Origin of the sequence: Blastococcus capsensis (assembly GCF_030165005.1) — a bacterium.
GTDB lineage: Bacteria > Actinomycetota > Actinomycetes > Mycobacteriales > Geodermatophilaceae > Blastococcus > Blastococcus capsensis.
Genome location: NZ_JASNNW010000005.1, coordinates 1 through 23,338, shown reverse-complemented (window position 1 = coordinate 23,338; position 23,338 = coordinate 1). Strand labels below are relative to the sequence as shown.

Sequence of the window (23,338 nt, the reverse complement as noted above, 5' to 3'; positions counted from 1 at the left end):
CTGCAGGGTCCCACCCTGAGCCTGCGAAGGGTGGGGGGCAGCGGGGTCCTTAACCCTTGAGGAACTCCGGGATGTCGAGCTCTTCCTCGAAGTCCTCGTTCGACAGCGGCCGGCGGCCGTTGGCGGCAGGGCCGGGGATCGGCGGCAGCGGCGGGACGGTCAGCCCACCTCCCGCGGCCGGCCGTCCGGTCGCCGCGCCGGGCGCGGACTGGGCCAGCCGCTCCCCGCTCGCCGGCTGCGCCGCAGGCGGTTGGGCGGCGACCGGAGGAGCCGCCGCGACCGGCGGCGCGGCGACCGGCGGAGGCGCCACCGGCCGGCGGTGTGCCGCGAACGGGGAGGCCCCGCCGGTGGACAGCTGACCGGAGGTGGTGCCCATCCCCGCACCGGCGGCCTCCTTGCGGGAGCTGGGCCGGCCGCCGTCGAAGCCTGCGGCGATGACCGTCACCCGCACCTCGTCGCCGAGCGCATCATCGATCACCGCCCCGAAGATGATGTTGGCGTCGGCGTGCGCGGCGTCAGACACCAGCGAGGCCGCCTCGTTGATCTCGAACAGGCCGAGGTCCGACCCGCCCGAGATCGACAGCAGCACCCCGTGGGCGCCCTCCATCGACGCCTCGAGCAGCGGGCTGGCGATGGCCTGCTCGGCGGCCAGCAGCGCCCGGTTGTCCCCGCGCGCGCTGCCGATGCCCATCAGCGCCGAGCCCGCCCCGGACATGACCGACTTGACGTCGGCGAAGTCCAGGTTGATCAGGCCGGGCGTGGTGATCAGGTCGGTGATGCCCTGAACACCGGAGAGCAGCACCTGGTCGGCGGTGCGGAAGGCATCCATGACGCTGACGTTCCGGTCGCCCAGCTGCAGCAGCCGGTCGTTCGGGATGACGATGAGCGTGTCGCACTCGTTGCGCAGCTCCTCGATGCCCGACTCGGCCTGCACCGCGCGCCGCTTCCCCTCGAAGGAGAACGGGCGGGTGACCACACCGATGGTCAGCGCGCCGAGCTTGCGGGCGATGGAGGCGACGACGGGGGCGCCCCCGGTGCCGGTGCCACCGCCTTCGCCGGCGGTGACGAAGACCATGTCGGCGCCCTTGAGCACCTCCTCGATCTCCTCGCGGTGGTCCTCGGCGGCCTGCCGGCCGACGTCGGGCTGCGCACCGGCTCCCAGCCCGCGGGTCAGCTCACGACCGACGTCGAGCTTGACGTCGGCGTCGCTCATCAGCAGCGCCTGGGCATCGGTGTTGATCGCGATGAACTCGACCCCCTTGAGGCCGACTTCGATCATGCGGTTGACCGCGTTCACCCCGCCGCCGCCGATGCCGACGACCTTGATGACCGCTAGATAGTTGTGCGGAGGTGTCATGCGGCGCTCCCCAACTGGACCCTCATCCTCAAGTTCAGCCTTACAGTTATGTCAACTCGGTCGACAGAGGTGAAGTTAGGTGGGGTCGGAGAGGCGCTACAAGCACCATCTCCTGGTCGGCGTGTCGACGAGGCCGACTCGCACCGAACACTCGCGACGCTTTGGCCACATGGGCACCACCGCGCGTGACGACTCGCGCTGAAAAGGTCTCGTCCCGTGACCCCCGGGCTCGTCGCCGGGCGAGACCAGAAACATCGCGGCGACTTGTCCGTGTCGGGCGTGTCGCGCCGACCGGCGTGTCGGCGGTCCTGACCGCCGGAGGCGGTGCGGAGGCGGGTGACGACGGTGTGCGACCGACGTCGGCGGGGCTGTGCGCGGGAGGCCACCTGCCGGCCGCGCCGGGGGTCAGCGCAGGACGACCGCGTCCGGGGCGCTGACGTCGATGACCGAGGCCGGGTCCAGCTCGCCGTCGTCGATCCGGTCGAGCAGCGCCACGAGCACCGTGCCCTTGGTCTCCGACCGCTCCTCGCTCCCCCACCGCACGAGCGTCCCGTCGGCCAGGCGCAGGCTGATGTTCTCCGGGTCGGGAGCGGCCACCTCGACGACCTCCTCCCGCAGCGCGGCGGGCAACGCGCGGATCGCCGCCAGTCCAGCGCTCGTGGCCGGGTCGTCCGGTCCCGGGTCCGCCACGTCGAGGGGCACGACGCCCCGGGGGGCGTCCCCGGTGAGGGTGTCGAACAGCACGCCTCCCGCGTCGACCAGCGACCGGCGGCCGCGCTCACCGACGACGGCCACCGGTATCCGCTCGGCCACCGTGACCACGACCCGGTCCGGCCAGCCGCGCGCGGCCTGGACGTCGCGGATCTGCGGGAGCCGGGACACCCTGTCCTCGACGGCACCGAGGTCGACGCGCAGCAGTGGGACGCCGCGCGGCACCTGTGCGGCCTCCCGCACCTGGCCGGCCGACAGCGTGGCCGTACCGTCGACCTGCACCGTACGGACCGCGAGCACCGGGCCGAGCCAGAGCAGCCAGCCCACCACCGCCACCACGGTCAGCGCCGTGGCGATCCTGATGGAGCGCCGGTGCCGGGCTGTTCGCCGGGACGGACGCCGGTCAGGTAGCGGCGCGACGCGGGCACGGCGGCCGCCGGTGGGCCGCCGCCTGCTCCCGGTCCGGTCGCGGGTGGTGCTCCCGGTCCGGCTCACCGGCCGGCGTCCGGCGCGTCGTCCTTCCCCCCGGCCGGCCCCTCCGCACTGCGCAGGGCGTCCAGCACCTCCGGTCCCACCATGGACACGTCACCGGCACCCATGGTCATGACCAGGTCCCCGGGGCGGGCCCGGGCGGCGAGCGCGGGACCGGCCGCCGACCACGACGGCTCGAACAGCACCCGGTCGGGCGGCAGGGGCACCGCGTCGGCCACCATCGCGCCGGTGACCCCCGGCACGGGGTCCTCCCGCGCACCGTAGACGTCCATGACCACGACCTCGTCGGCCAGGCCGAGGGCGGCGCCGAAGCCTTCGGCGAACTCGCGGGTCCGGCTGTACAGGTGCGGCTGGAAGGCGATGACGAGCCGCCCCTCCCCCGCCACCGCGCGGGCCGCCCGCAGCTGCGCCTCCACCTCGGTGGGGTGGTGGGCGTAGTCGTCGTACACGCGCACCCCGCCGGCCACGCCCTTCAGCTCGAAGCGGCGGTGCACGCCACCGAACCGCCCGAGCCCGTCGACGAGCCCGGCCGCGGGCAGGCCGAGTTCCAGCCCGGCCAGCAGCGCGGCCGCGCTGTTGCGCGCCATGTGCTCGCCGGGAAGCCGGATCCGCACCCGGCCGAGGCCCACCCCGTCCAGGACCGCGGTGTAGCTGGTCTGCTCCCGGCCGACCTCGAGGTCGATCAGCCGCAGATCGGCATCGGCGGCGGTGCCGTAGGTGCGCACCCGGGCGGCCCCCGGGACCGTCGCCAGCCGGGCCGCGCCGGGATCATCGGCGCACAGCACCACGAAACCGTCGGGCCGCACCGTCTGCAGGAACCGGTCGAAGGCCGCCTCCACGGCCGCCAGATCGCCGTAGTTGTCGAGGTGGTCGGCCTCGACGTTGGTGACGATGCCGGCGAACGGCGACAGCAGCAGGAAGGACCGGTCGCTCTCGTCGGCCTCGGCCACGAAGACGTCGCCCTCGCCGGCGTGCGCGTTGCTGCCCGACTCGTTGAGGTTGCCGCCGATGGCGAAGGAGGCGTCCACGCCGCAGGCCTGCACGGCGACGGTCAGCATCGAGGTGGTGGAGGTCTTCCCGTGGGTGCCGGCGACGGCGATGCTGCGCCGTCCGGCCATGACGGCGGCCAGCGCCACCGCGCGGGGCAGCACCCGGAGCCCACGCTCCCGCGCCTCGACCAGCTCGGGGTTGTCCGACCGGATGGCGGTGGAGACGACCACGGTGTCGGAGTCCCGCACGTGCGCCGCGTCGTGGCCGAGCTCCACCCGCGCACCCAGGGCGCGCAGCGCCAGCAGGGTGGGACTCTCCCGGCGGTCGCTACCGGACACCCGCACGCCACGGGCCAGCAGGATCCGGGCGATCCCGCTCATGCCGGCGCCACCGATCCCGATGAAGTGCACCGCACCCAGCTCGGGCAACGACGGCACCGGCCCCGTCCAGGCCGCGACGTCCTCGGCGCTCATTGCTCGACTCCGGGCTCGTTCCGCTCCTCGCTCGACGTCGCAGGCCGCCTCGCCACCTCGCACACGATGTCGGCCAACCGCTCGTCGGCGTCGGCCATCCCGGCCGCCGCGGCGTGCCGGGCCAGGCCCGCGAGCGCCGCGGGATCGGTGAGCAGGGGCAGCAGTTGCGCGGTGATCCACCCGGGGTCCAGCTCCGCATCCTCGACCAGCAGGCCGCCTCCGGCATCGAGAACCGGCTGCGCATTGCGCCGCTGCTCCCCGTTGCCGATCGGCAGTGGGACGAAGGCCGCCGGCAGACCCACCGCCGAGAGCTCGGCGACGGTGACGGCCCCGGACCGGCAGAGCGCCAGATCGGCGGCGGCGTAGCCGAGGTCCATGCGCTCCAGGTAGTCGACGACGACGTACGGCGCGCTGCCCTGGGGCCGCGCCGGAACCGTCACGTCGGTGTTCTTCGGCCCCCGGGCGTGCAGCACCTGGACCCCCGCGGCGGTCAGTGCGTCGGCGGCACCGACCGCCGCCCGGTTCAGCGTGGCGGCGCCCTGCGAGCCGCCGAAGACCAGCAGCGTGGGCCGGTCGGCGTCCAGGCCGAACTCGGCGCGGGCCTCGGCCCGGCGGGCGGTGCGGTCGAGGGAGGAGATCGCGCGGCGCAGCGGCATCCCGACGTGCTCGCCGCGGTGCAGCGGCGTCCCGGGGGCGGTGACCGCGACGCGGGCGGCGATCCGCGCGCCGATCCGGTTGGCCAGGCCCGGCAGCGCGTTCTGCTCGTGCACCACGATCGGGATCCCCGCCCGCCGTGCGGCGAGGTAGGCCGGCAGAGCCACGTACCCGCCGAAGCCCACGACGACGTCGGCGGTCAGCTCGTGCAGCAGCGCACGGGTCTCGGCCACCGACCGACGCACCCGGCCCGGTACGCGCAGCAGGTCCGGCGTCGGCTTGCGGGGCAACGGCACCGGTGGGATCAGACGCAGGTCGTACCCGCGGGCCGGCACGAGGCGCGTCTCCATCCCCCGGGCGGTGCCCAGGCACGTGATGCGGAGCTCGCCGCCGCGCCGGCGGAGCGCATCGGCGAGCGCCAGCATCGGCTCGATGTGCCCGCCGGTGCCGCCCCCGGCGAGGACCACCGACATCGGCCGGTTCATCGCTCGCCCCCCGGACGGACCCGGGAGCCGACGGGACGCTGCCGCGGCGCCGGGGTACCGGCGGTACCTCGCGCCGGAGCGGTGCGCGCGGCCGGCCGTGGCCGCGCGGGGGCCGCGCCGCGCGCGGCGTTCTCGGTGCGCGCCGGCGTCCGGCGAGGCGTCGTGCCGCGCGCGTGCAGGAGGGTGCGCACGCTGCCGACGACCGGCCGCTCCGTAGCCGCTTCCGCGGGGAACCGTCGGGGGCGCACCTGGTCGACGGCCGTGGTGGGGGCCGGCAGCAGCAGCCGGGAGAGCCGGCCGCGCTCGGCGATGCGCAGCGCCTCGACGGCGGCCGGCTCGGACAGCGCGAACCGGGCCAGCAGCCCGACGATGAAGAGGGTGAGGACCAGCGAGGTCCCGCCCGCCGAGATCAGCGGGAGGGTCACTCCGGTCACCGGCAGCAGGCCCACCACGTACCCCATGTTCATGGTCGCCTGGCCGATCAGCCACACGGTGATGGCGACACAGGCCAGCTGCACGAACCGGTCGGCCGAGCGGCGGGCGATGCGGAAGCCCGCGTAGGCCAGGACGCCGTAGAGGGTGACGACCACCAGGCAGCCGAGGAAACCGAGCTCCTCGCCGATGATCGCGAAGATGTAGTCGGACTCCGCCTCGGGCAGGATGTTCCACTTCATCGCGCTGTTGCCCAGGCCCACGCCCCACAGGCCGCCGGTGGCCAGCGCGTACATGCCGCGGATCGCCTGGAAGCCCGTGTCGGTGGGGTCGGCGAACGGGTCGAGGAACGCGGTGATCCGCTCCATGCGGTACGGCGCGGCCTGCACCATGATCACCATGGCGAGAACGGCCGCGCCGGCGAACGCCCCGAACCAGCGCAGCGGCATGCCCCCCGCCCAGAGCAGCCCGACCAGGACCAGGCCGAGACTGACCACGCCACCGAAGTCCGGTTCGGCGATCAGCAGCAGCGACAGGGCACCGAAGACCGGCAGCACCGGCACCAGCAGCGAGCTCGTCGTCGGGTAGCGCTCGCGCAGCGCCAGCACGTGCGCGCCCCACAGCGCGAAGACCAGCTTTCCCAGCTCCGACGGCTGGAAGTCCGTCACGCCCAGCGGGATCCACTGCCGGGCGCCGTTGCGCTCGATCCCGATGCCGGGGATGAGCACGAGCAGCAGCAGGACGAAGACCACCACCAGCGCGATGGGCGCCCAGCGCCGCACCACGCCCACGGGCAGCCGCAGGGCGACGCCCATCGCGACCAGCCCGATGCAGGCCAGCACCAGCTGCTTCACCCCCGGAGCCCAGGCCGGCTCGTCGGCCAGAGCGGCCTCGATCGCGGAGGCGGAGAAGACCATGACCAGGCCGATGAGGAGCAGCAGCCCGGCGGCGCCCAGCACCAGGTGGCAGCTGGTCATCGGCCCGTCGAGCCACACGGGCCCCGACCAGCGCCGCCGCGAGGGTCTCCGGGCGGCCGGCGCCCGTCCGCGCGAGGACCGGGACGCGCGCACCGGCCGTTCGGTCGTGGTCACACCCGCCCCCCCAGCGCCTGCACCGCGTCGGCGAAGGCACGCCCGCGGTGACCGTAGTCGCGGAAGACGTCCATGGAGGCCGCGGCCGGCGCCAGCAGCACCGTGTCCCCCGGCCGGGCCAGCCCCGCCGCGGCGGCGACGACCCGGGTCATCGTCGTCTCGGCGTCCATCGCCTCATCGTTCCCGCTGGCCACCTCCACCACGGGGACCGACGAGGCGTGTCGCGCGAGGGACCGGGCCACCACCGCGCGGTCGCGGCCCAGCAGCACCACCCCGGCCAGCCGGGGAGCGACGGCCGACACGAGCGGGTCGACGTCGGCGCCCTTGAGCAGCCCCCCGGCGATCCAGACCACCCGCGGGTACGCGGCGAGGGAGGCGCCGGCGGCGTGCGGGTTGGTCGCCTTGCTGTCGTCGACGTACTCCACCCCGTCCACCGTGGCGACGAGGACGTTGCGGTGCGCGCCGCCGCGGAAGCGGGCAAGCCCCCGGCGGACCGCGGCGGCGTCGACACCGATCGCCCGGGCCAGCGCCGCGGCCACCAGGGCGTTGACCGTGTTGTGCGGCCCGGGCACCGGCAGGTCCTCGCGCGCCAGTAGGTGTTCCCCCGCCGGGTCGTCGGCGAAAGCGCGGTCGACCAGCGCCCCGGCCCGCACACCGAGCTGACCGGGGGCGGGTTCGCCGAGGGTGACGGTGACCGGCCGCGGATGGGTGGCGACGACCGCCGAGGCCACCGGGTCGCCGGCATCGGCCACGGCCACCGGCGACCGTTCGAGGATGCGGGCCTTCGCGTCCCGGTAGGCGGCGAAGGACCCGTGCCAGTCGGTGTGGTCGTCGGCGACGTTGAGCACCGCGGCGGCGGCCGGGGCCAGCGAGGAGGACCAGTGCAGCTGGAAGCTGGAGAGCTCGACGGCGACGACGTCGAAGGCGGGGGCGCCGTCGTCGTCCCGGGCGGTGACCACCTCGACCAGCGGGCGGCCCACGTTGCCGGCGGCGACCGCGCGGCGACCGGCCGCGGTCAGGATCGCCTCGAGCATCGTGACCGTGGTGGTCTTGCCGTTCGTGCCGGTGACCGCCAGCCAGGGCGCCGGCACCCCGTCGGGGCCGGGGAGGCGCAGCCGCCAGGCCAGCTCCGGCTCGCCGATCACCTCGACGCCGCGGCCGGCGGCGTCGACGAGCAGCGGCGCGTCGGGGCGCCAGCCCGGCGAGGTGACCACCAGGTCCACCCCGTCGGGCAGGGTCTCCACCGCGCCCAGCCACCGGGCACCCAGGCCGCTCAGCTCGGCGACGGCCGCGGGCTCCGCGGCGTCGGTCAGCAGCACGGCGGCGCCCTGGGCGAGCAGCACCCGTGCGGCCGCCACCCCGGAGACGCCGAGGCCGGCGACCAGGACCGTGCGGCCGGCGACCGGGGAGTCGTGCCCGCTCACAACGTCACTCACAGGCCCACGAAGCTGAGCCAGTCGGCGTAGAACAGCCCGAGCCCGAAGCCGACCGCCATGCCGGTGACCAGCCAGAACCGCACGATGACGGTGTTCTCCGTCCAGCCGGCCAGCTCGAAGTGGTGGTGCAGCGGCGCCATGCGGAACACCCGCCGCCGGGTGGCGCGGAAGAACGCCACCTGGATGACGACCGACAGCGTGACCGCCACGAAGAGCCCGCCCAGCACGACCAGCAGCAGCTCCGTGCGGGTGACGATCGCCAGGCCCGAGAGCAGGCCACCGAGGGCCAGCGAGCCGGTGTCGCCCATGAAGATGCGGGCCGGGCTGGTGTTCCACCACAGGAAGCCAAGGCAGGCGCCCATGCCGGCGGCCGCGACCAGCGTGACGTCCAAGGGGTCGCGGACGGTGTAGCAGCCCTCGATCAGCTCGTTGGCGCAGTCGTGGGTGAACTGCCAGAAGGAGATGACGATGTAGGAGGCCAGCACCATCGCCGACGACCCGGCAGCCAGCCCGTCGAGGCCGTCGGTGAGGTTCACGGCGTTGCTGAACCCGGCGATGAACAGGTACGCCAGGATCACGAACGCGATCGGCCCCAGGGCCAGCGGGGCGATGTCGCGGACGTAGGAGACCACCGTGGACGCCGGGGTGATCCCGTTGCTGGGGAAGTTGATCGCCAGCACCGCGAAGGTCACGCCGATCACCAGCTGCCCCACCAGCTTGGCCGTCTTGTTGAGCCCGAGGCTGCGCCGGTGCCGGATCTTGAGGTAGTCGTCGAGGAAGCCGACCGTCCCCATGCCGACCATCAGGAACAGCAGCAGCAGGCCGGTGGCGCTGAAACCCCAGTTGTCCTGGCCGACGAACGCCAGGTGCGCGGCGAGATAGCCGACCACCGTGGCACCCACGATGACGGTGCCGCCCATGGTGGGCGTGCCCTTCTTGGACAGGTGGCTCTCGGGGCCGTCGTCGCGGATCTCCTGGCCCAGCCCCTGGCGGCGGAAAGCGCGGATGGCCAGCGGGGTCAGCAGGATGGAGATGACCAGGCCGACGGCCGCCGCGATGAGGACGCTCCTCACTGGGCTGCACCGCCCAGCAGGTCGGCCGCGAGCAGTTCCAGGCCGTAGGAGCGGCTGGCCTTGACCAGGACGACGTCCCCCGGGCGAAGCGCCTCCGACAGCCACGCCAGGGCGGCGCTCCGGTCCGGCACGTGCACCGACTCCTCTCCTGCGCGCCGCCCCGCGACGGAGGCGCCCTCCGCTATGCCTACCGCATCGGCGCCCACGGCAACGACCAGGTCGACGCCCGCAGCCACGGCGGCGCGGCCCAGCCGCTCGTGCTCGGCTGCGGCCTCCGGGCCCAGCTCGGCCATGCCGCCCAGGACGGCGATCCGGCGCTCCGCAGGCAGCCCCGCCAGCGCCGCCAGCGCGGCCCGCATCGACTCGGGGTTGGCGTTGTAGGCGTCGTTGACGACCGTGACCCCGTCGGCCCGCCGGTCCACCTCCATGCGCCAGCGGCTGCGTGACTGCGCCGTGGAGAGCGCCGCGGCCGCGTCGGCGGCCGCCATCCCGGCGGCCAGGGCGGCGCCGGCCGCCGACAGCGCGTTGGCCACCTGGTGCTCGCCGACCACGCGCAGCGCCACAGGGTGGCGCTCCCCCGCGGCCACCAGGGTGAACCGGGCGCGGGCCGCGTCGTCCAGCGAGACGTCGACCGCGCGGACGTCGGCCTCGGCACCCCGGCCGGTGCGCAGCACACGGGCCCCGGTGCGGGACGCCATGCCCAGGACCCTCGGGTCGTCGGAGTTGAGCACCGCGGTGCCGTCGGCGGGCAGCGCCTCGACCAGTTCCCCCTTGGCCTGCGCGATCCCCTCGGGGCTGCCGAACTCCCCGAGGTGGGCCGAGCCCACGTTGAGGACGACGCCGACCTGCGGGCGGGCCACCCCGCACAGCCGGGCGATGTGCCCGGGGCCGCGCGAGCCCATCTCCAGCACCAGGAACCTGGTGTGCTCGTCGGCGGAGAGCACCGTCAACGGCAGTCCGATGTCGTTGTTGTAGGACCCCGGCGGGCTCACCGTGTGGCCGGCCGTGGCCAGCACCTGGCCCAGGAGGTCCTTGGTCGAGGTCTTGCCCGAGGAGCCGGTGATGGCCAGCGTCCGCAGGCCGGCACCGGCCAGTCGCCCGTGCACGCCGGCCGCGAGCCGGCCCAGCGCCACGACCGGGTCGTCGACCACGACGCACGGGAGCGCCGGATGGGGCCGGGCGGCCAGCGCGGCCACGGCGCCGGAGGCAGCGGCGGCGCCCAGGAAGTCGGAACCGTCGGCCCGCTCCCCCGCCACGGCGACGAACAGGTCGCCGGGGGCGACGGCGCGGGAGTCCAGGGTCACCGTGCCGGTCACGGTGCCGGACGGCGCGCCCTCGACCCGGCCACCGGTCAGCTCGGCCACCTCGGCGAGGGTCAGCGGGATCATGCCAGCGTCCCCGATCCGCCCAGGACCTCGCGCAGCACCGTCCGGTCGTCGAAGGGGTGCACCGTGTCACCGATCTGCTGTCCGGTCTCGTGGCCCTTGCCCGCGACCAGGAGGACGTCGCCGGGTCCGGCCAGCCGCACGGCCGCGGCCAGGGCGGCGCGCCGGTCACCGACCTCGAGCACCTCGGCGCGGCGGTCGCCCGGCACCTCGGCGACCCCGGCCAGCATGGCCGCCCGGATGGCGGCGGGCTCCTCCGAGCGGGGGTTGTCGTCGGTGACCACGAGGACGTCGCTGCCCTCGGCCGCCGCCCGCCCCATCTCCGGGCGCTTCCCCGGGTCGCGGTCACCGCCGCAGCCCAGCACCGTGACGAGCCGGCCGTCGGTGGCGCCCCGCAACGCGGTCAGCGCCGTCCGCACCGCGTCGGGGGTGTGGGCGTAGTCGACGACGGCGACGAAGGGCTGCCCCACGTCGACCGGCTCCATGCGCCCCGGCACCACGGTCGCGGCGAGCCCGGCGAGCGCGTCTGCGACCGGCACGCCGATGCCGTCCAGGAGCGCGACCGCGAGCACCGCGTTGGCCACGTTGAACCGGCCGGGCAGCCGGACGCGGGCCGGCCAGGATCCCCCACCGGGACCGTGCAGCGTGAAGGTGGAGCCGCCGGCGGGGACCGGCGCCACGTCCGACACCGTCCAGTCGGCCACCGCCCCCTCGGTGCTGGAGACGGTGACCGGGCGCGGGCGGCCCGGCCGGTCGAGCAGCCGGCGTCCGTAGGGGTCGTCGACGTCCACGATCTCGACCGCGGCGCGCCCGTCGAACAGCAGCGCCTTGGCCTGGAAGTAGTCCTCCATGTCGGCGTGGAAGTCGAGGTGGTCGCGCCCGAGGTTGGTGAATCCGGCGGCGGCGAAGCGCACGCCCCCGACGCGGCCCTGCACGAGGGCGTGGCTGGAGACCTCCATGACCACGGTGGAGACACCGGCGTCGGCCATGCCGGCCAGCAGCGCGTGCAGGGCGGGGGCCTCCGGCGTGGTCCGCACGCTGGGCAGCGCGGTGACCGTCGGCGTCCCGTCGGAGGCGCGCCCGCGGGTACGGGTCTGGACCGTCCCGATCAACCCGGTGGACCGCCCGGCGGCCGCGAGCCCCGCCTCGACCAGGTAGCTGGTGGTCGTCTTGCCGTTGGTGCCGGTGATGCCCAGGACGGTGAGCCGGCGGCTGGGTTCCCCGTAGACGCGGTCGGCCACGTCGCCGAGCGCCGCGCGCGGGTCGTCGACCACGAGGACCGGAAGGTGGGGATCGGTCACGGCGGCGTACCCGACGGGGTCGGTCAGCACCGCGACGGCGCCGGCCGCGACGGCGTCTCCCAGGTAGGCCGCGCCGTGGGTACGCGCCCCGGGGAGCGCGGCGTACAGATGGCCGTCGCGGACGTCGGTCGAGGCGAGGGTGACCCCGGTGACGGCGGTGGCCGGATCTCCCTGCACGGGTCGGCCGACGAGGTCGGCGAGGCCGGTGAGGGGCAACGGGCAGTTCCCGGCGGCCCGCGGGGCCGCCCCGGGCTCGGTCGGGGTCACGGGGCTCCAATCTACCGGCGGCGACGAGACGGGCCCGCGCACGCGCACGAGCCCGCGCGTGGTGGCCCCGCTGCAGGGTCCCGCCGCGAGCTTGCGAGTGGTGGGGGGCAGCGGGGTCCTTAACCGGTCAGCTCGAACTCGGGGCGGGCGGTGCCCGAGGGCACCACGCGGTCGGCGGTCAGGGCGGCCCGCATGATGTCGGCGAAGACCGGGGCTGCGACCTGGCCGCCCTCGGCGGAGCTGGTGGGTCGCTCCAGGTCGACCGCGACGACGTACTGCGGGTCGTCCGCAGGGGCGAACCCGACGAACGTGGTCACGTAACCGCCGCCGGCGTAGCAGTTGCACTCCGGGTTGGCCCGCTGCGCGGTACCGGTCTTCCCGGCGACCCGGAAGCCCTCGATCTGGGCCAGCGGCGCGGTGCCACCGGGACCGACGACGGCCTCGAGCATGTAGGCCAGCGCCTCGGCAGTGGACTCGCTGACCACCCGGGTGCGGGCGGGCTCGGGGGTGGCCGTGGACCGGCCGTCCGGGCTGCTCACCGACGTCACGATGCGCGGCTCGACCCGCACGCCCGCGTTCGCGATCGCCTGGTAGATCGACGCCATCTGGAGCGTGGTGACCGAGACGCCCTGACCGATGGGCACGTTGGCCGCGCGGCTCTCGGTCCACTCCGACGAGCTCTCGAGGATGCCCCGGCTCTCACCGGGGAGCTCGATGCCGGTCTTCTCCCCGACGCCGAAGGCCCGCAGGTACGTCTCGAGCGTGGCGTCGCCGACCTCGCGGGCCAGCATGATCGTGCCGACGTTGCTGGACTTGGCGAGGATGCCGGTGACCGTCCAGTCCACCGGCGCGTGGTCGTGGGCGTCGGTGACGACGACGTCGCCGGCCTCGATGTGCCCGTTGACCGAGAGCACCCGGTCCGGCGTGGCCAGCCCTTCCTCGACGGCGGCAGCCAGCGTCACGGCCTTCATGATCGACCCGGGCTCGAACACGTCGGAGACGACGGAGTTGCCCAGCAGGCCGGGGTCGGTCCGGGAGTACGCGCCCGGGTCGTAGCCGGGGCAGGAACCCATGGCCGCGACCCGCCCCGAGGCCACCTCGAGGACGACCGCGGAGGCACGCGTGGTCGCGCCGTCGGCGCACGCCTGGGCCAGCCGCTCGTCGGTGGCGAACTGCAGGTCCTGGTCGAGGGTCAGCGTGACGTCGTGGCCGTCGGTCGCCGGGACGGACTCGTCGATGCCCGACGGGATGGGGTTGCCCCCGCTGCCGACCTCCACGGTGCGCCGGCCGGGCGTGCCCGACAGCTGTTCCTCGAAGGTCTGCTCGATCCCGGCGAGCCCGGTGCCGTCGCTCCCCACGAAGCCGACCACCTGGCCGCCGACGGCGCCGGAGGGGTACAGCCGGACCGGGTCGTCCTCGAAGACGATGCCGGGCAGGCCGAGGTCGGCGATGGCGTCGGTCGTCTCCGGCGTCACCTGGGTCGCCAGGACGACGTACCGGCCCTCGGCGGAGAGCTTCTCGGTGAGCTCGGGAACGGGGACGTCGAGCAGCGTGGTGAGCGCCAGCGCCGTACGGGCCGGGTCGCGGACCACCGTCGGGTCGGCCACCACGCGGGAGGCGTCCACGGTGTAGGCCAGTGGCTCCCCGGACCGGTCGAGGATCTGCCCGCGGATGGCCGCGATCGGGTAGGTGCGCAGCCGGTCCTGCTCCGCGGCGCTGGCGTACGCGGCGCCGTCGATGCCCTGCAGGACGACCAACCGCCCGACGACGACCACGAGCAGGGTGATCAGGACGACCAGGCCGACCTTGTTCCGGCGGCCGCGCTGGTCGACCGACAGCCCGGCTCCGCTCCGCCGGGTGCCGGGGGCCCGGCGGGACACGAAAGGGCCGGTCTCGCCCCGGCCGGACGACACGGTGCGCGGGGTACGGGAACCGGCGGCGCCGGGTCCGCGGACACTGCTGGGCACGGGGTCAGTCCCCACCCGGGGCGACCGTCACCGGGGGCGGCGCGGAGCCGGGAGCCGGTGCGGGAGCCGGTGCGGGCTCGGGCTCCGGCGCGGGCTCTGGCTCTGGCTCCGGCGCGGGCTCGGGCGTGCCGCGCAAGGTGGTGGTCCCCTCCGGGCCGAGGACCAGGAAACCGGCGACCCCGGCGGGCACCAGTCCGGCGGCCACGGCTGCGCCCGCGATGGCGGCCGGCGTGTTGCCGGACACGACCAGCCGCTCGAGGCGCTGGACCTCCTGGGCGCGGGCGGCGTTGTCGGCGCGCAACTGGGTGGCCTTCAGCGAGTCCACCGCGATCGCCGTGTTGAGGACGAGCAGCCCGAGGGTGGTCAGGCCGAGGAGTGCGACGACGAGGAGCACGAACGGTGCCCGGCGCGGGCGGAGCGCATCGCGGGCCGGGCGGCGCGAACGGACCGCGTTCCCGGTCGGTACCAGCCGCAGGTCGGGCCGTGGCGCGGCACGTCCGGCGCCACGTGCTCCGGTGGTGGCGGTGCGGGGCGTGGTGGCGGTGGCGCGCGGGGACCCCGTGCGGGGTGCGGTGGCGCGCACGGCGGCCCGGGTCATGCCGCCCGCCGGATGCGCTCGGCGGCCCGCACCCGGGCGGAGGCGGCGCGGGGGTTGCCGGCCGTCTCCTCGGCGCTCGGGGCCTCGCCACCGCGGGTGAGCAGGCGCAGCACCGGCCCGTACTCGGGCAGCGGCACGGGCAGCCCCTGCGGGGTCCGGTCGGCGGCGCCCGCGGCCAGCGTCTGCTTCACGATCCGGTCCTCCAGCGAGTGGAAGGTGAGGGCGGCGACGCGACCGCCGACCGCCAGGGCGTCGATCGCTGCGGGGAGGGCCCGCTCGAGCGCGCCCAGCTCGTCGTTGACCTCGATGCGCAGCGCCTGGAAGGTCCGCTTCGCCGGGTGCCCGCCGGTCCGCCGGGTGGCGGCCGGGATGGACTCGCGGACCAGCTCGGCGAGCCGGGCGGTGCCGGTGAACGGCTCCCGCGCCCGCTCGCGGTCGATCGCCGCGACGATGCGGGAGGCGAAGCGCTCCTCGCCGTAGACGCGGAGCACGCGGGCCAGGTCGGCCGGGGCGTAGGTGTTCACGACGTCGGCGGCGGTCCGCGGCGCACCGGGGTCCATCCGCATGTCGAGGGGGGCGTCGGTGGAGTAGCTGAACCCCCGGTCCGGGCGGTCGAGCTGCAGCGAGGAGACGCCGAGGTCGAACAGGACGCCCTGCACCTCGTCGACGCGGAGGCGGTCGAGCACCTCGGGGAGCTCGTCGAAGACGGCCGGGACGACGGTGACCCGGTCGGCGTGGCCGGCGGCCTCGATCCGGCGGGTCGCCTCGGCGCGCGCGTCGGGGTCCCGGTCGAGGCCGACGACCCGGAGACCGGGGTGCGCCTCCAGCATCGCCAGGGTGTGCCCGGCCAGTCCCAGCGTGGCGTCGACGAGGACGGCACCCTCGCCGGCGCAGGCGGGGCCCAGCAGCTCGATGACGCGGTCGAGGAGGACGGACACGTGCACCGGGGCCGCGGCGGGGCCGGTGCTGCTCATCGTCTGCTGCCTCTCGGACGGTCAGGGGTGGTTCCGCGATGGTGCCGCCCGTCGGTCGGCGTCGGGGGGACGCGGCGGCGGGCGGGATGCGGGATCGGGCGGGTGGGGCGCAGGAGGGTGGTGGGACGGAGGCGGCGGGGTGGGGCGCGGTGGGGCAGGTGGAGCGGAGTGGGGCGGCGGGACGCGGGACCCCGGGTGCGTCCGGCCCCGCGGGATCCGCCTGGCGTCGGGGAAGAGCGTCAGGTGGCGTCCCGCGGGGCCGGGAGGGTCCCCCTGCCTACGGAGGTTCCCCACCGTCGATCCGCGCGGTCCTCCGCTGTGGGACCGAGCCGCGGGGAAGGCGGCTGGGGCCCGGTCCGGTCGAGCCGCGGGGAAGGCGGCTCGTTCGGTGCGGCGCGGAGTCCGGTGGGGACGGGTGGGCGTTCCCGGGATCACGACAGCGTCGGCATCCCCTCGCTCTCCATGTCGGCGAAGGCGGCCTCCTGCTCGGCCACGTAGGCGTCCCAGGTGGCGGAGCCCCAGATCTCGAAGCGCGTGTCCACGCCCACCACGACGACGTCGCGGTCCAGGTGGGCGTACTCGCGGAGAGGTGCGGGGATGGTGATGCGGCCGGTCTTGTCCGGCTCGAGCTCGACCATCGACCCGAAGCTCATGCGGGCGCGCATGCGCGCCGCAGCGGTGTCCGAGGGCGCCATGGCCGCCATGGAGGCGCTCTGCTCGGCAACCCGGGCCATGGTGAGCCCGTAGATGCAGCGGTCCTGGCCCTTCTTGATCACCATGCCGTCGGCCACCTGGTCGCGGAACCGGACCGGAAGTGCGAGCCGGCCCTTCTCGTCGAGCCGCAACTGGTAGCTGCCGACGAACACCGGATCACCTCCCGCATCGGTCCTCCTATGGCTCTGCAGACCCCCTGACGGCCCTGCCTCCCCACCGGTCGACACAGTAACCCACCAGCCCCCACTGGACACCACTTCCGCCCGTGTCGCACCCCACCGCTCCCCCCGCGCCCCGACGCGACGGCGGGGGCGCCGGACCGGGAGATCACGAACTCCCTCCGGGGCCGCGGGCACGTACGGTGGGAACGTGACGGAGGCGACACGGTCCGCCGACGGGACGATCGACGAGTCGGTCGACGTCGCCGCGGTCGGCGCACGGATCGCGGCGGGCGTCAGCCGCGTCGTGCAGGGCAAGGACGGCGTCGTCCGGTTGGCGCTGGCCGTACTGCTCGCCGAGGGGCACCTGCTCATCGAGGACGTGCCCGGGGTCGGCAAGACCACCCTCGCCAAGGCGCTGGCCGGATCCGTCGACGCCAGCGTGCGGCGCATCCAGTTCACCCCGGACCTGCTGCCCAGCGACGTCACCGGCGTCGCGGTGTACGACCAGGAGACGCGGGAGTTCGAGTTCAAGCCCGGGGCAGTCTTCGCCAACGTGGTCGTCGCCGACGAGATCAACCGGGCCTCGCCCAAGACGCAGTCCGCCCTGCTGGAGTGCATGGAGGAGCGGCAGGTGACGGTGGACGGGATCAGCTACGAGCTGGCCCGCCCCTTCATCGTCATGGCCACGCAGAACCCGCTGGAGATGGAGGGCACCTATCCCCTCCCCGAGGCACAGCGCGACCGGTTCACCGCCCGGGTGTCGATGGGCTACCCCCACCCGGCCGCCGAACTGGCGATGCTCGACGACCGCGCCACCACCGACCCGCTGGCCGCCCTGCGCCCGGTGGCCGACGCCGCGATGGTGCGATCGCTGGTGGCCGCGGTCGGCCGGCTGCACGTGTCCGATGCGGTGCGCCGGTACGTCGTGGCGCTGGTGGAGGCCACCCGCCACTCCTCCGAGCTGCGGTTGGGCGCCTCGCCGCGGGCGGGCCTGCAGCTCCTGCGGGCCGCCCGCGCCTCGGCCGCCCTGGACGGCCGCGACCACGTGCTGCCCGACGACGTCCAGGCCCTCGCCGTCCCGGTGCTCGCCCACCGCCTGCTCCTGAGCAGCGAGGCCACGGTCGGCCGGAGGAGCACCGAGCAGGTGGTCACCTCCCTGCTGGGGTCGGTGCCGGTTCCCCGCGGGCGCTGACGCGTGGGAGCCCCTGGCCGCGTGCTGTCGGCCCTGACCTTCCGCGGTCGCTGCCTGGTCGGCGGTGGACTGGTGCTCGCGCTGACCGGCGCGGTGCTGGGCGAGCGATCGCTGGTGCAGCTGGCCCTCTTCGTCCTGGCCCTGCCCGTGCTGGGCGCGGTCGGCGTGGCCCGCAACCGCTTCCGGATGAGCACCCGGCGCACGGTCGCCCCGCAGCGCGTGCCGCGTGGGGAGCCGGCGGAGGTGGTCCTCCAGCTGGAGAACACCGATACCCGCCGGGGTGGCCTCTGGCTGCTCACCGAACAGGTACCGGCCGCACTCGGCCGTCCGCACCGCTTCGCGGTGGCCGGGCTGGGCCCCGGCGCCACCACCGCGGTGCGGTACCGGGTGACCGGTCGGCGCCGGGGCCGCTACCAGCTGGGGCCGCTGCGGCTGCGCGTCGTGGACCCGTTCGGGCTGGTCGAGCGCACCGTGTCCGGGAGGGACGCCGCTCCGCTGGCCGTGGTCCCCCGGGTGCGTCGCCTGGGAGGTGGCGGTCCCGGGGGCGCGCACGGGCGGGGCGGCGAGGGGTCGCACCGGGCCGTCGCGGTCCACGGGGACGACGACGTCAGCGTCCGGGAGTACCGGCGGGGAGACGACCTGCGGAAGGTCCACTGGCGCGCGACCGCTCGCACCGGGGAGCTCATGGTGCGGCTGGAGGAGCGGCCCTGGCGCGCCCAGGCGACGCTGCTGCTCGACACGCGGGCCCGCGCGCACCTGGTCGCGCCCGCGCGCGAGGTCCCCTGGTCGGTCCCCGGACCGCCCGGCGACGACTGCCCACCCGGCGACAGCCTGGAGTGGCTGGTCGAGGCGGCGGCGAGCATCGGCGTGGCGCTCGCCGAGCGCGGTGCGGCGGTGCGCGTGGTCACCGACGCCGGCGAGCTGTCGCCGGCCTCCGGTCTCGGCGCCGACGAACTCCTCGACCGGCTGGCCGCCGTCGGCCCCTCACGGCGGGTCGATCTGTCCGCCGCGGTGACGGCCGCCTGCCGGGCGGCCGGGAACGGGCCGCTGGTCTGCCTGCTCGGTGCCGTCGGCCCCGACGACGTCGCCGACCTGGTGCACCTGCGCCCTGGGGCGGGCACCGACACCGCCGTGCTGCTGGACATCACCGGCTGGGCGGACGCCGGCCCGGGCCACGGGCGGCGCACCGGCCCCGCCGCCCGTGAGGCGCTCACCGCGCAGCGGGAGCAGGCCGTGGCGCTGCTGGCCGGCGCCGGCTGGCGGGTGACCACGGCGGCGGCCGGCCAGGACGTCAGCGAGGCGTGGGCCGGCCTGGCGGGCGTGCCGCTGGGGGCGCCGTCGTGATCAACGCCGACGTCCGGACGTCCGTGCTCGCCGCGCTCGCCACGCTCCTGGGATCGCTCGCCCTCTCCCCCGTCTTCACCAGCGGCGCCTGGTTCCCGCCGGTGCTGGCCGTCGTCGCGGCCGTGCTGGCCGGCGGCCTGGTGCTGCGGCGGGCGGCGGCGCACCTGACCCGGAGCCCGACCGCCCCGCGCGCTGTCGGCGCCGTGAGCACCCTCCTGGTCCCCGTCGGGCAACTCCTCCTGGTGGCGTGCGTGCTGACCGCCGCATTCGCTCCTGACGGGGCCGTCGCCGGGCTGCTCCCCACCACCGAGAGCCTCACCCGGCTGGCCGGGGTCTTCGCCGACGGCACCGCCGAGATCCGCGAGCAGGCCACCCCGGCGCTGCCGCTCACCGGCCTGCTCGCCCTCACCACCCTGTTCGTCGGGCTGCTCGCCGTCCTCGTCGACCTGGTCGCGGTGGCCGGCCGGCAGGCCGCGGCAGCGGGCGTCGGGCTGCTCGTCCTCTTCTGCGTCCCCGTCGGCACCGTCATCGGAGGGATCGGGCTGCTGGCCCTCGCGGCACCCGCTGCCGGCTTCGCCGTGCTGCTCTGGGCCGACCAACGCCGGGCGCTGGGCGAGTCGGCCGCGGAACGGGTCAGCGGCGGCTCCGGCCCCGCGGTGCGCGTCGGGATCGTGGCGCTGAGCGCGGGCGTCCTGCTCGGGGGGCTCGTGCCGGTCCTCCCGGAGGGCTCGTTCGCCACCGGTCTCGGCGGGGGCGGCGATGCCACGGGAACCGCTCTGGACCCGGCCGCGGAACTGCGGGGCCAGCTGATCCTGCCCGAGCCGATCGAGCTGCTGCGCCTCGACTCGTCGGTGGCCGATCCGGGCTACCTGCGCGCCGTCGCGCTCGACGAGTACGACGCGGCCGAGGGCTGGTCGTTGAGCAACCTCGACGGCGAGGTCTCCATCGCCGAGGACTCGGCGCTGGCGCCGCTGCCGGGCCGCCAGGCGACCCGTCCGGTGACCGCCGATGTCCAGGTGCTGGAGCACGACGACCGGTTCCTGCCCGTGCCGTCCTCACCGCTGTCGGTACGGGTCGACGGTGAGTACGTCGACGGATGGCGTTTCGACGACGCGACCGGGACGGTCTTCGGCCGGGACGTGACCAGCGCAGGCCTGGCCTACCGGGTGATCGCGACCGAACCGCGCCCCTCGCCGGAGCTGCTGTCCCGGGCGGTCCCCCTGTCGCAGGGCAGCGGCCTCCAGGACCGGTTCACGGCCCTGCCGGAGCTGCACCCGAGCATCGCCGAGTTGACCGCCCGGCTGACCGCCGGGGCGACCACGCCCTACGAGGCGGTTCGGCGCATCCAGGCCTACCTGTCCGACCGGGCCAACGGGTTCGTCTACAGCCTCTCCACCGCCCCCGGCACCAGCGGCGACGACCTCGTCGACTTCCTCCGGCTCAAGCGCGGCTACTGCGAGCAGTACGCCGGCGCGATGGCCGTGCTGGTGCGCCAGGCGGGGATGCCCGCCCGGGTGGCGCTGGGTTACACGCCCGGCGAGGTGCAGGACGACGGCACGAGGCTGATCACCAGCGACGACGCGCACGCCTGGGTGGAGGTCTTCTTCCGGGGCCTGGGATGGGTGCCCTTCGACCCGACGCCGATCGCGGCGGACCGGCAGGTGCCCCTGCCGTGGTCACCGCGGCCCTCGGCCGAGGCCGACGACGAGGTCGCCCCGGCCCTGCCCGTGCCGTCGGCTGCCCCCCAGGCACCGCTCCGGGGTGTGGACCCGCTCGCCGAGGCGACGCCGGAGGCGGGCGCGCAGGTGGGGTCCGCGACGTCGCGGCGGCCGCTGCTGCTCACGCTGGGTCTGCTGGCCGCCGCTGCGGGCGTGCTCGCGTCCCCCGCGGCGCTGCGCGCCCTGCAGCGCCGCCGACGGCTGGCCGCACCCGACGCCACCGGACCGTGGGACGAGCTGACCGCCACCGCCGCGGACCTGGGCCTGCACGTCCACCCGTCGTGGACCCCTCGACGCGTGGCCGATGCACTGGCGCTCGCGGTGACCCGCGGCCGGGGCGGGGCCTCGGCGGCGGCGTCGGTGGAGGCGGTGCGGGGCCTGGCCCGGGCAGAGGAGGCGGCCACCTACGGACGCCCCGGGAGCGGCGCAGCCGATCCGGGGCTGCGGGGGGCGCTGCGGACGGCCCGCCGCGGGCTGGTGGGGGCCCGGCCGTGGCCGGTGCGGGTGCGGGCGCTGCTGTGGCCGGCCTCGCTGGTCGACGGTGCCCGGGCGAAGCTGGCCCGGCGGCCTCGGAACGTCACCGGCCGCCGTCCGTAGCGGACGACGGCCGGCGGGCGACGCTGGGGCGCTACTGGTCGTAGCGGCGGCGGAACCGCTCTTCGAGGCGGTTCTTCATGGGCTGGCGACCACGGCTGGAGCGTCCGCGAGCGGCGGACGCCCCGCCCGGGGCTCCGGCGGGACCCGTGGTGGGCTCCACCGCACCGGTGGCGCCGCGATAGTGCAGCACCCCGAGGGCGGCACCGCCGAAGGCGATCAGGAAACCGAGCACGCCGAGCGGCACGGACTCGGCGACCGCACCGCCGACGAGGACGGCGAAGCCGACCACGACCAGCAGGGCGCCGAGCTGCAGCTTGCGGCGGGCCTTCAGACGGCGATCGCCGGTGCGGACCGAGGAAGCGAACTTCGGATCGTCATCGACGAGGGCGCGCTCGATCTGCTCCAGCAGACGCTGCTCGTGCTCGGAGAGCGGCACGTCGACCTCCAGGTGGGCGGAGCCAGTTCCGCCGGGGGGCTCCCACCGACGGTGCCTCCGAGGATACGAGCCGTTTGCCAGCCGCGAAAGGCGACGGTGCCACGACCCGCCGGGCGGGGTGGCCGATCACTCCTCCGGACGGGCGGGCCGGCGGATCAGGCCTGGTCAGCGAGCCGTCGCCGCGAGGTGGCAGACCGGTGCACCAACGTCGCCGGGCGGACGGCGCCGGCCCCGAACCGGCGGGCGGCCCGGTCGGCGGCGAGCTCGGCCTCCCGGCGGCCGTGCTCGCGGGCCCCCAGCTCCAGCTGCCGGGGCGCCGAGTCGGCCTCCACGAGCCGCTCGGCCCGCACCCCGACCAGCCGGATGCGGGCCCGCTGCAGCCCGAGGGCGTCGTAGAGGCAGCGTGCCGTGTCGTAGAGCTCCTGCCCCACGTCGGTGGGCGCCCCCAGGGTGCGGCTGCGGGTGATCGTCGCGAAGTCGGCGAAGCGCACCTTGATGCTCACCGTGCGGGCCAGGCAGCCGATCGAGCGCAGCCGTCCGGCCGTCCGCTCCGCGAGGCGCAGCAGTTCCCGGTGGATGACGACCGGGTCGTCGACGTCGGTGGAGAAGGTCTCCTCCGCCCCGGTGGAGCGCTCCGGCTCGTCGGGGACGACCCGCCGGGGGTCGCGCCCCCAGGCGAGCTCGTGCAGGTGGCTGCCCGCGGCGGGGCCCAGCGCCCGCTGCAGCGTCCTGGCCGGCACGTGCGCCAGGTCGCCCACGGTGCGCAGCCCCAGCCGCAGGAGCGTCTCCTCGGTCTTCGGGCCCACGCCCCACAGGGCACTCACCGGGAGAGGGTGCAGGAACCCCATCACCTCCGGGGGGCACACGACGAGCAGCCCGTCGGGCTTGGCCCGGGTGGAGGCCAGCTTCGCCACGAACTTGGTGCCGGCCACACCGACCGAGCAGGTGATGCCCTGCTCGTCGAAGACCCGGGCGCGCAGGTACTCGCCGATCTCCACGGCGTTCCCCAGCCGGCGGCCGGCGCCGGAGACGTCGAGGAACGCCTCGTCCAGGCTCAACGGCTCGACCAGCGGGGTGATCGACCGGAACAGCGCCATGACCGACCGGGACACCTCGCCGTAGAGCGCCATGTCCCCCGGCAGGACGGTGGCCGTCGGGCACAGCCGCAGCGCCCGTGCGGTGGGCATCGCCGCGTGCACGCCGTAGCGGCGGGCCTCGTACGTCGCCGAGGTGACGACGCCCCGGTTGCCGGCGCCGCCCACGATGACCGGCGTACCGGCCAGCTCCGGGCGCCGGCGCACCTCGACACTGGCGAAGAACGCGTCCATGTCGACGTGCAGGACGGTGCACCCCTCCGCCCGGCCCACAGCACCCTCCTCGAACTCGAACATCTGTTCGACTCACAGGAAGGGTAGCGGGTGCGCGCCGGGCGGAGCACCCGCGCCCCCCGGCGCGCCGCCGGCAGTGAACCGAGACCCCCGCGGCCGCCT

General features: G+C 75.6%; 18 protein-coding genes. 3 read left to right on the top strand and 15 right to left on the bottom strand.

Translation table 11 applies throughout. The features are described from left to right. Positions 1-49: 49 nt before the first annotated feature. The 13 genes from ftsZ to mraZ all read right to left on the bottom strand — a co-directional run bounded on the left by ftsZ (position 50) and on the right by mraZ (position 16,552). A complete protein-coding gene (gene ftsZ, locus QOZ86_RS05770; protein WP_284491012.1) occupies positions 50-1,357 on the bottom strand; it encodes a cell division protein FtsZ in 1,308 nt (435 codons plus the stop codon). A gap of 405 nt (positions 1,358-1,762) precedes the next feature. Continuing rightward, positions 1,763-2,407 (bottom strand): cell division protein FtsQ/DivIB, encoded by a 645-nt coding sequence (locus QOZ86_RS05765; RefSeq protein WP_284491011.1) that lies wholly within the window; start codon positions 2,405-2,407, stop codon positions 1,763-1,765. A gap of 152 nt (positions 2,408-2,559) precedes the next feature. Continuing rightward, complete coding sequence (gene murC, locus QOZ86_RS05760; protein WP_284491010.1) at positions 2,560-4,023, bottom strand: UDP-N-acetylmuramate--L-alanine ligase; 1,464 nt, start codon at positions 4,021-4,023, stop codon at positions 2,560-2,562. After that, positions 4,020-5,162: an undecaprenyldiphospho-muramoylpentapeptide beta-N-acetylglucosaminyltransferase gene (murG, locus tag QOZ86_RS05755; RefSeq protein ID WP_284491009.1), complete on the bottom strand. Its 1,143-nt coding sequence runs from the start codon at positions 5,160-5,162 to the stop codon at positions 4,020-4,022. Before murG ends, murC begins: the two co-directional genes overlap by 4 nt. Beyond that, positions 5,159-6,571: a putative lipid II flippase FtsW gene (ftsW, locus tag QOZ86_RS05750; RefSeq protein WP_284491008.1), complete on the bottom strand. Its 1,413-nt coding sequence runs from the start codon at positions 6,569-6,571 to the stop codon at positions 5,159-5,161. The genes murG and ftsW overlap by 4 nt, the downstream gene beginning before the upstream one ends. Positions 6,572-6,681: 110 nt before the next feature. Continuing rightward, positions 6,682-8,121, bottom strand: coding sequence for a UDP-N-acetylmuramoyl-L-alanine--D-glutamate ligase (gene murD / locus QOZ86_RS05745; RefSeq protein ID WP_284491007.1), 1,440 nt, complete (start codon positions 8,119-8,121; stop codon positions 6,682-6,684). Further along, positions 8,118-9,194 (bottom strand): phospho-N-acetylmuramoyl-pentapeptide-transferase, encoded by a 1,077-nt coding sequence (gene mraY, locus QOZ86_RS05740; protein ID WP_284491006.1) that lies wholly within the window; start codon positions 9,192-9,194, stop codon positions 8,118-8,120. Before mraY ends, murD begins: the two co-directional genes overlap by 4 nt. Then, positions 9,191-10,582: a UDP-N-acetylmuramoyl-tripeptide--D-alanyl-D-alanine ligase gene (locus QOZ86_RS05735; RefSeq protein WP_284491005.1), complete on the bottom strand. Its 1,392-nt coding sequence runs from the start codon at positions 10,580-10,582 to the stop codon at positions 9,191-9,193. Before QOZ86_RS05735 ends, mraY begins: the two co-directional genes overlap by 4 nt. Then, positions 10,579-12,147 carry a UDP-N-acetylmuramoyl-L-alanyl-D-glutamate--2,6-diaminopimelate ligase gene (locus QOZ86_RS05730; protein ID WP_284491004.1) on the bottom strand — a complete coding sequence of 523 codons (1,569 nt, stop codon included), beginning with the start codon at positions 12,145-12,147 and terminating at the stop codon, positions 10,579-10,581. Before QOZ86_RS05730 ends, QOZ86_RS05735 begins: the two co-directional genes overlap by 4 nt. 119 nt (positions 12,148-12,266) lie before the next feature. Then, complete coding sequence (locus tag QOZ86_RS05725) at positions 12,267-14,114, bottom strand: peptidoglycan D,D-transpeptidase FtsI family protein (protein ID WP_284491003.1); 1,848 nt, start codon at positions 14,112-14,114, stop codon at positions 12,267-12,269. Between the two features lie 4 nt (positions 14,115-14,118). Next, entirely contained in the window at positions 14,119-14,712 is a 594-nt protein-coding gene (gene ftsL / locus QOZ86_RS05720; RefSeq protein ID WP_284491002.1) for a cell division protein FtsL, read from the bottom strand. Then, positions 14,709-15,686 (bottom strand): 16S rRNA (cytosine(1402)-N(4))-methyltransferase RsmH, encoded by a 978-nt coding sequence (gene rsmH / locus QOZ86_RS05715; protein ID WP_284491001.1) that lies wholly within the window; start codon positions 15,684-15,686, stop codon positions 14,709-14,711. Before rsmH ends, ftsL begins: the two co-directional genes overlap by 4 nt. Before the next feature lie 431 nt (positions 15,687-16,117). Further along, positions 16,118-16,552, bottom strand: a complete 435-nt coding sequence (gene mraZ, locus QOZ86_RS05710) for a division/cell wall cluster transcriptional repressor MraZ (RefSeq protein WP_284491000.1) — start codon at positions 16,550-16,552, stop codon at positions 16,118-16,120. 217 nt (positions 16,553-16,769) lie between these two features. On the opposite strand from mraZ, the gene QOZ86_RS05705 reads away from it, so the two are divergent. From QOZ86_RS05705 to QOZ86_RS05695, 3 genes are read left to right on the top strand one after another with little or no spacing between them, the layout of a single operon-like run. Then, positions 16,770-17,753: an AAA family ATPase gene (locus QOZ86_RS05705; protein ID WP_284490999.1), complete on the top strand. Its 984-nt coding sequence runs from the start codon at positions 16,770-16,772 to the stop codon at positions 17,751-17,753. A gap of 21 nt (positions 17,754-17,774) precedes the next feature. Continuing rightward, complete coding sequence (locus QOZ86_RS05700; RefSeq protein WP_284490998.1) at positions 17,775-19,097, top strand: DUF58 domain-containing protein; 1,323 nt, start codon at positions 17,775-17,777, stop codon at positions 19,095-19,097. Further along, positions 19,094-21,412 (top strand): transglutaminase TgpA family protein, encoded by a 2,319-nt coding sequence (locus QOZ86_RS05695; protein WP_284490997.1) that lies wholly within the window; start codon positions 19,094-19,096, stop codon positions 21,410-21,412. The genes QOZ86_RS05700 and QOZ86_RS05695 overlap by 4 nt, the downstream gene beginning before the upstream one ends. A 31-nt stretch (positions 21,413-21,443) precedes the next feature. On the opposite strand, the gene QOZ86_RS05690 is transcribed toward QOZ86_RS05695, so the two are convergent. Together QOZ86_RS05690 and dinB are read right to left on the bottom strand one after the other, a co-directional pair. Continuing rightward, on the bottom strand, positions 21,444-21,848 hold the full coding sequence (locus tag QOZ86_RS05690) for an SCO2097 family morphological protein (protein WP_284490996.1): 405 nt from the start codon (positions 21,846-21,848) through the stop codon (positions 21,444-21,446). A 155-nt stretch (positions 21,849-22,003) separates the two neighbouring features. Next, a complete protein-coding gene (gene dinB, locus QOZ86_RS05685) occupies positions 22,004-23,239 on the bottom strand; it encodes a DNA polymerase IV (RefSeq protein ID WP_284490995.1) in 1,236 nt (411 codons plus the stop codon). Positions 23,240-23,338: the final 99 nt, after the last annotated feature.

What these genes read in the sequence shown, in the direction of transcription:
- rsmH (WP_284491001.1), bottom strand. Translation starts at nt 15,686, where the DNA reads ATGAGCAGCACCGGCCCCGCCGCGGCCCCGGTGCACGTGTCCGTCCTC.
- dinB (WP_284490995.1), bottom strand. Translation starts at nt 23,239, where the DNA reads ATGTTCGAGTTCGAGGAGGGTGCTGTGGGCCGGGCGGAGGGGTGCACC.
- ftsL (WP_284491002.1), bottom strand. Translation starts at nt 14,712, where the DNA reads ATGACCCGGGCCGCCGTGCGCGCCACCGCACCCCGCACGGGGTCCCCG.
- QOZ86_RS05735 (WP_284491005.1), bottom strand. Translation starts at nt 10,582, where the DNA reads ATGATCCCGCTGACCCTCGCCGAGGTGGCCGAGCTGACCGGTGGCCGG.
- murC (WP_284491010.1), bottom strand. Translation starts at nt 4,023, where the DNA reads ATGAGCGCCGAGGACGTCGCGGCCTGGACGGGGCCGGTGCCGTCGTTG.
- ftsW (WP_284491008.1), bottom strand. Translation starts at nt 6,571, where the DNA reads ATGACCAGCTGCCACCTGGTGCTGGGCGCCGCCGGGCTGCTGCTCCTC.
- ftsZ (WP_284491012.1), bottom strand. Translation starts at nt 1,357, where the DNA reads ATGACACCTCCGCACAACTATCTAGCGGTCATCAAGGTCGTCGGCATC.
- murG (WP_284491009.1), bottom strand. Translation starts at nt 5,162, where the DNA reads ATGAACCGGCCGATGTCGGTGGTCCTCGCCGGGGGCGGCACCGGCGGG.